Genomic DNA, 6,435 nt, shown 5'->3' on the forward strand with positions numbered 1-6,435 from the left:
GATCATTTTGCCGCACCCGCCGAAGGCGGAGTGGCATACGAATTGCTTTTTGACCATCGGCAGGCCGGCAAGCCCCGGCCATGCGTTGATGCCGCCCACTTGCGGCGTCCAAGTAACGAGAGGCACTGGAATGACCAAATACAAGCTCGAGTATATCTGGCTCGACGGATACGTCCCGACCCCCAGCCTGCGCGGCAAGACCCAGATCAAGGAGTTTGCCGAGTTCCCGACGCTGGAGCAGCTGCCGCTGTGGGGCTTCGATGGCTCATCCACCAACCAAGCCGAAGGCCACAGCTCCGACTGCGTGCTGAAGCCCATCGCCGTCTATCCGGATCCGGCCCGCACCAATGGCGTGCTGGTCATGTGCGAAGTCATGATGCCTGATGGCGTGACGCCGCATGCTTCCAACAAGCGCGCCACTATCCTCGACGACGAGGGCGCCTGGTTCGGCTTCGAGCAGGAGTATTTCTTCTACAAGGACGGCCGTCCGCTCGGCTTCCCGGAGAGCGGCTATCCGGCGCCGCAGGGTCCTTATTACACCGGCGTCGGCTACAAGAATGTCGGCGATGTCGCGCGCAAGATCGTCGAGGAGCATCTCGACCTGTGCCTCGCCGCCGGCATCAACCATGAAGGCATCAACGCCGAGGTGGCGAAGGGCCAGTGGGAATTCCAGATATTCGGCAAGGGCTCCAAGAAGGCCGCTGACCAGATGTGGATGGCCCGCTATCTGCTGCTGCGCCTGACCGAGACATACGGCATCGACATCGAGTTCCACTGCAAGCCGCTCGGCGACACCGACTGGAACGGTTCGGGCATGCACTGCAACTTCTCGACCAGCTATATGCGCGAAGTCGGCGGCAAGGCCTATTTCGAGGCGCTGATGGCCCAGTTCAACAAGAACCTGATGGATCACATCGCCGTCTACGGCCCGGACAACGATAAGCGCCTGACCGGCAAGCATGAGACCGCGCCGTGGAACAAGTTCAGCTACGGCGTCGCCGATCGCGGCGCCTCGATCCGCGTGCCGCACTCCTTCGTCAAGAACGACTATAAGGGCTATCTGGAAGACCGCCGCCCGAACTCACAGGGCGACCCCTACCAGATCGCCTCGCAGGTGCTGAAGACGATCTCGGAGGTTTCGACCGACGCGACGGTCTCGGCCGCCGCCTGATTTGTTTCGACGTCACAGGCTTTAAGTCTGTGACAAGACGAAAACGACAAAAAGCCCCGGCGGGTCAACGCCGAGGCGTTTTGCATGGCAACTACCAGCGAGAAATCTCCGCCGATTATCGTCAACTGGTGATGACGCCACGCGATTTAAGCGCAGCCACCACCCGGCCATGCGGCAGGGCGGGGGTGCGGTTGCCGTCACGACCGACCATATCCTCGTTGGCGACCAGCGCGTTGAGCACGGCCTCCTCGGTCGCCTGTACGACGGCCGTGTAGAAGTCGTCCATGCGGCCCCAGGGGATGAAGTCAACGTGACTGTAGCTGTCCTCGCCTGGGGCGCCTTTGGGAAAGCGGCCGTTGAGCGCATCGCGATTGGCGGTCGACAAGGCGAGGAAGATGTCGCCGGAGAAATGCGAACCGGCGGTGCCGGTGCGCGCCAGCCCGAGCGGCACGCGCCGCGCAAGCGCTTTGCACTGCCCGGGCAGCAGCGGCGCGTCGGTGGCGACGACGCCGATGCAGGAGCCGGCGCCCGTCGGCCGACCGCTGAAATACGCCTCCATTGGATTGTCGGCGGCAAGCTCGTGCCCGAGCGGAACGCCGGCAATGCCGATCTCATGACGCGAACCGAAATTGGCCTGCAGGAAGACGCCGACCGTGTAGGCGCGGTGGCCATAATCGACGATCCGCGAAGCGCTGCCGGAGCCGCCCTTGAAGGCATAGCAGTTCATGCCCGTGCCGCCGCCGACCGATCCTTCCTCGATAGCGCCGGCGGCAGCGTTCTCGATCGCCTCGATCGCGTGGTCGACGGTGACATGCGAGCCGTTGATGTCGTTGAGATAGCCGTCCCAGGTTTCGGCAACCACCGGCAGCAGCCATTGGTTCGCCACCTCGGGCTTGTTGCGCGCTATCCAGTCGATGACGCCGCGATGGCAGGGGCCGACGGCATGCGTGTTGGTGATCAGGATCGGCATGGAGAGGCTGCCGGCCTCTTCCAGCCATGAGGCGCCGGTCATCTCGCCATTGCCGTTGAAGGAATGATAGCCGGCAGCCAAAGCAGCGCCGATGCCGTCGCGGCCGAGCGGCAGGATCGCGGTGACGCCGGTGCGGACTGGCCCGTGACCCATGTTGAGCTTACCGTCGCCCTTGATCAGCGTTGAATAGCCGACGAGCACGCCATCGACATCGGTGATGGCATTGGCAGGTCCCGGTGTGCCCGGCAGGGGAATGCCGAGGCCGCGGGCGCGCGTCTTGCCGGCCGGCGTGGTGGTCAAGTCTATTCGTTGATCCATGCTGAGGATGCTCCGTTGATGAAAGTCGGCTCAGCGAAGGCTGCAGCCGGTCGCGAGTTCGGCGTAACCGGTGAGGATCGCCATTGCCGAGGCGTGGTCGACAGCCGGCACGACGTTGACGAGGTGAAGGCCGAGCCCGTCTTCCATGACGACGAGACTGCGGGCGATGACTTCGCTCGCAGCATTGAGCACGAAGGCACCGGTGGCCGCGCCCGCCTCCAGGATGCCGACATAGATCGCCACTTGGCGCTCGAACAGCGTGATGTGTCGGGCGGCATAGCTTGCGTCCGAGCGCGAATAGGCGCCGAGCTCCAGCAGGAGCCGGCAGAGCTGGTCGTCCGCATCCGTCGGCAAGCCGCTGTCGAGCATTGTTTTCAGACGCGCCCTCGGATCGGCGATTGTCGCGACCGCTGCCGCGCGCTGCGTGCAGAAGCGCTCGACCGCCTTTGCCTGCACGTCGTCCAGCAGCTCCTTGAGGCCGGGATAGTAGTAGAGCAGGGCGCTCGAGCTCATGCCGGCCTCGTTGGCCACGTCGCGCAAGGTGACGGCGGCAAGGCCGCGTTTGGCGATCATCGATTCCGCAGCCGCCACCAGGGTCAGGCGGCGATCGGTCTGTGTCTTGGGTCTGCCCATTTTATTTCCCTGAATATGATTCAATAAAAACTGGCCTGTAGATTTTTGCAAGCCGACATATCGCATATTTGTTGACGCTATGTGTCGACGCGGCTAGCTTCCGTTACGGATTGTAATTTTTATCCAATTAAAAAAAGGGGAGGACAATGTCCACAAACGAAGCCACTACGGCGGCCGCCGACAAGGCCGCGCCCGGCGCCAAGGGTCTCGACCGGGCGCTGAACGCGCTGGGCACGCTGATGATCGTGCTTTCGGCGGTGACGCCGGCATCATCCGTCTTCATCATCGTGCCGGGCGTCATTGCGCTGGCCGGCACCGGCTCGTTCCTGAGCTTCGTGATCGCGGCCGTCATCGGCCTGTTCATGGCCTTCGTCTATGCCGAGCTCTCCTCGGCCTACCCGATGGCCGGCGGCGAATACACCATGATCGGCCGCACGCTCGGGCGCTTCTGGGGTTTCGTCACGCTGGTGCTCGTGTTCGTGTCGATCGTGCTCATCGTCGCGGTCATCGCGCTCGGCGTCGGCACCTATCTCGGCGTCCTCATTCCCAATCTCAGCCCGCAGTGGGTGGGTGTGGTGACCATCATCCTGGCCGGCGCCGTTGCCGCCATGCGCATCAAGCTCAACGCCTTCGTCACCGGCATCTTCCTCGGCATCGAGATGCTGGCGCTGCTGGTCCTGATCTGGCTCGGCTTCACCCATATCGAGCGGCCGCTCTCCAGCCTTTTCACCGCGCCGCAACTGCTCGACGCCACGACCAACACGCTGGTTCCGGCCTCGGCCGCCATCATCCTCGCATCCACCGCCGTGTCGCTCTTTGCCTATAACGGCTATGGTGCCGCCGCCTATTTCGGCGAAGAGACGCACGACGCCAAGCGCAACATCGGCAAGGTGGTGCTCTGGGCGCTGGTGATCACGGTCGCCGCCGAGCTCATTCCCCTGACCGCGGTGCTGCTCGGCGCGCCAGATCTCGTCGGCCTGCTCTCCGCACCCCAAAAGATCGAGTATTTCCTTGAGGCGCGCGGCGGCCATTGGCTGACCGTGGCGATCAGCCTGGCAATCGCGGTCGCCATCTTCAACGCCGTCATCGCCATCATCCTGCAGGCGGCGCGGCTGTTGTTCAGCTCGGGCCGCGACAAGACCTGGTTCGGGCCGATCAACAACGCGGTCGCGTCCGTCCATGGCACTTACGCGTCGCCGTGGATCGCCACCATCGTGGTGGTGGTGCTGGCCGCACTGGCCTGCTTTATCGACCTCAACCTCTTGCTGGTGGTCAGCGGCACGTCGCTGGTGGTGATCTATGCACTGCTCTGCGTCGCGGTCTTCGCCGGCCGCCGCAACGACACCACCTCGGGCGGCCACTATCGTATGCCGCTGTTTCCGGTGCCGGCGATCCTCGCCTTCGTGGCGCTTGTCTATGTCGCCTACCAGAACTGGCTCGACGCCGCCTTCGGACGCCCGAGCCTGATTGCGACGCTGGCGATCATGGCCGTCGCCGCGATCTATTTCCAGCTGTTCCTGTCGCGCCGAGCCGACTGGATGCTGCACGGCCCCGACGAGCTTGCGGGATAGGCGTCAGCCCTCCGACACCTGTCCATGCGAGAACCCCGGCGAAACGCCGGGGTTCTTTTTTGCCGATTGGAAAGCGTGGACGCGAAAACCCGTCTTCAGAAATGAAAAGCCCTTGGAAGGGAGAACCTTCCAAGGGCTTTATTCTTTATCCGATCAGACGCTTAGACCGAATAGTACATGTCGTACTCGACCGGGTGCGGGGTCATTTCGAAGCGCATGACCTCGGCCATCTTGAGCTCGATGTAAGAGTCGATCTGGTCGTCGTCGAAGACACCGCCGGCCTTCAGGAAGCCGCGATCCTTGTCGAGGCTCTGCAGCGCTTCGCGCAGCGAGCCGCAGACGGTCGGGATCTTTTTCAACTCCTTCGGCGGCAGATCATAAAGGTCCTTGTCCATTGGCTGCCCCGGATGGATCTTGTTCTTGATGCCGTCGAGACCGGCCATCAGCATGGCGGCGAAGCCGAGATAGGGGTTCGCGCCCGGATCGGGGAAGCGGACCTCGACGCGCTTCGACTTCGGCGAGTTGCCGAACGGAATGCGGCACGAGGCCGAGCGGTTGCGCGCCGAATAGGCGAGCAGCACCGGCGCCTCATAGCCCGGCACCAGACGCTTGTAGGAGTTGGTGAGCGGGTTGGTGAAGGCGTTGATCGCCTTGGCGTGCTTGATGATACCGCCGATGTAGAACAGGCAGCTCTCCGACAGGCCGGCATATTCGTTGCCGGCGAAGGTCGGCTTGCCGCCCTTCCAGATCGACTGGTGGACGTGCATGCCCGAGCCGTTGTCGCCGAACACCGGCTTCGGCATGAAGGTGGCCGTCTTGCCGTAGGCATTGGCAACCTGGTGCACGACATACTTGTAGATCAGCATCTTGTCGGCGTTGCGCACCAGCGTGTCGAACTTGATGCCGAGCTCGTGCTGTGCGGCGGCGACCTCATGGTGGTGCTTTTCCACCCGCACGCCCATTTCGGCGAGCACGGTCAGCATCTCGGAGCGCATGTCCTGGCAGGAATCGATCGGCGGCACCGGGAAATAGCCGCCCTTGATGCGCGGACGGTGGCCGAGATTGCCGGTCTCGTAGTCGGTGTCGTCGTTGGACGGCAGTTCGGTCGAGTCGAGACGGAAGCCGGTGTTGTAGGGATCGGCCTTGTACTTGACGTCGTCGAACACGAAGAACTCGGCCTCCGGGCCGACATAGATCGTGTCGCCGATGCCTTCGGACTTCATATAGGCTTCGGCCTTCTTGGCGGTGCCGCGCGGATCGCGGTTATAGGCTTCGCCCGAGACCGGATCGAGGATGTCGCACAGGATGACCATGGTCGACTGGGCGAAGAACGGATCCATGTGGACCGTATCCGTGTCCGGCATCAGCACCATGTCGGACTCGTTGATCGCCTTCCAGCCTGCGATCGAGGAGCCGTCGAACATGACGCCGTCGGCGAACATGTCTTCCTCGACCTCGACGACATCCATCGTCACATGCTGCAGCTTGCCCCGCGGATCTGTGAAGCGCAGGTCGACGAATTTCACGTCGTTGTCCTTGATCTGCTTCATGATGTCTTTGGCTGTCGTCATGTCATTTCTTCCCTGTGTGATGACGTCTGGAATGGATTGAAGGTCAGATGGCGTCGATGCCGGTCTCGCCGGTGCGGATGCGCACGACTTCCTCTATGTTGGAGACGAAGATTTTTCCATCGCCGATGCGGCCGGTCTGCGCCGCCTTGCGGATGGCCTCGATGGCGCCTTCGACGGCCTCGTCGCCGAGCACCACCTCGA

The 6,435-nt window shown here is 62.9% G+C and carries 6 protein-coding genes; 2 read left to right on the top strand and 4 right to left on the bottom strand.

Features of this window, described 5'->3' with window-relative positions; all coding sequences use genetic code 11:
- Positions 1-130 precede the first annotated feature (130 nt).
- A complete protein-coding gene (locus FJW10_RS29255) occupies positions 131-1,171 on the top strand; it encodes a glutamine synthetase beta-grasp domain-containing protein (RefSeq protein ID WP_140902621.1) in 1,041 nt (346 codons plus the stop codon).
- A 121-nt stretch (positions 1,172-1,292) separates the two neighbouring features.
- On the opposite strand, the gene FJW10_RS29260 is transcribed toward FJW10_RS29255, so the two are convergent.
- Together FJW10_RS29260 and FJW10_RS29265 are read right to left on the bottom strand one after the other, a co-directional pair.
- Positions 1,293-2,459 (bottom strand): P1 family peptidase, encoded by a 1,167-nt coding sequence (locus FJW10_RS29260; RefSeq protein ID WP_140902622.1) that lies wholly within the window; start codon positions 2,457-2,459, stop codon positions 1,293-1,295.
- A gap of 30 nt (positions 2,460-2,489) precedes the next feature.
- Complete coding sequence (locus FJW10_RS29265) at positions 2,490-3,092, bottom strand: TetR family transcriptional regulator C-terminal domain-containing protein (protein ID WP_140902623.1); 603 nt, start codon at positions 3,090-3,092, stop codon at positions 2,490-2,492.
- A gap of 146 nt (positions 3,093-3,238) precedes the next feature.
- Between FJW10_RS29265 and FJW10_RS29270 the strand changes: the two genes are divergently transcribed.
- The gene (locus tag FJW10_RS29270; protein WP_140902624.1) at positions 3,239-4,663 is read left to right on the top strand and encodes an APC family permease; all 1,425 of its coding nucleotides are present in this window, start codon (positions 3,239-3,241) and stop codon (positions 4,661-4,663) included.
- Positions 4,664-4,824: 161 nt separating this feature from the next.
- On the opposite strand, the gene glnA is transcribed toward FJW10_RS29270, so the two are convergent.
- Positions 4,825-6,234, bottom strand: coding sequence for a type I glutamate--ammonia ligase (gene glnA, locus FJW10_RS29275; protein WP_140646263.1), 1,410 nt, complete (start codon positions 6,232-6,234; stop codon positions 4,825-4,827).
- A gap of 43 nt (positions 6,235-6,277) precedes the next feature.
- Positions 6,278-6,435: P-II family nitrogen regulator (locus FJW10_RS29280; protein WP_140544921.1), on the bottom strand; the 158-nt coding region annotated here is incomplete at its 5' end.

Source organism: Mesorhizobium sp. B4-1-1, assembly GCF_006439375.1.
Taxonomy (GTDB): Bacteria; Pseudomonadota; Alphaproteobacteria; order Rhizobiales; family Rhizobiaceae; genus Mesorhizobium.

Bases quoted from the DNA above. Each gene is read 5' to 3' on its own strand.
- FJW10_RS29255 (WP_140902621.1), top strand. From the start codon at position 131: ATGACCAAATACAAGCTCGAGTATATCTGGCTCGACGGATACGTCCCG.
- FJW10_RS29260 (WP_140902622.1), bottom strand. From the start codon at position 2,459: ATGGATCAACGAATAGACTTGACCACCACGCCGGCCGGCAAGACGCGC.
- FJW10_RS29265 (WP_140902623.1), bottom strand. From the start codon at position 3,092: ATGGGCAGACCCAAGACACAGACCGATCGCCGCCTGACCCTGGTGGCG.
- FJW10_RS29270 (WP_140902624.1), top strand. From the start codon at position 3,239: ATGTCCACAAACGAAGCCACTACGGCGGCCGCCGACAAGGCCGCGCCC.
- glnA (WP_140646263.1), bottom strand. From the start codon at position 6,234: ATGACGACAGCCAAAGACATCATGAAGCAGATCAAGGACAACGACGTG.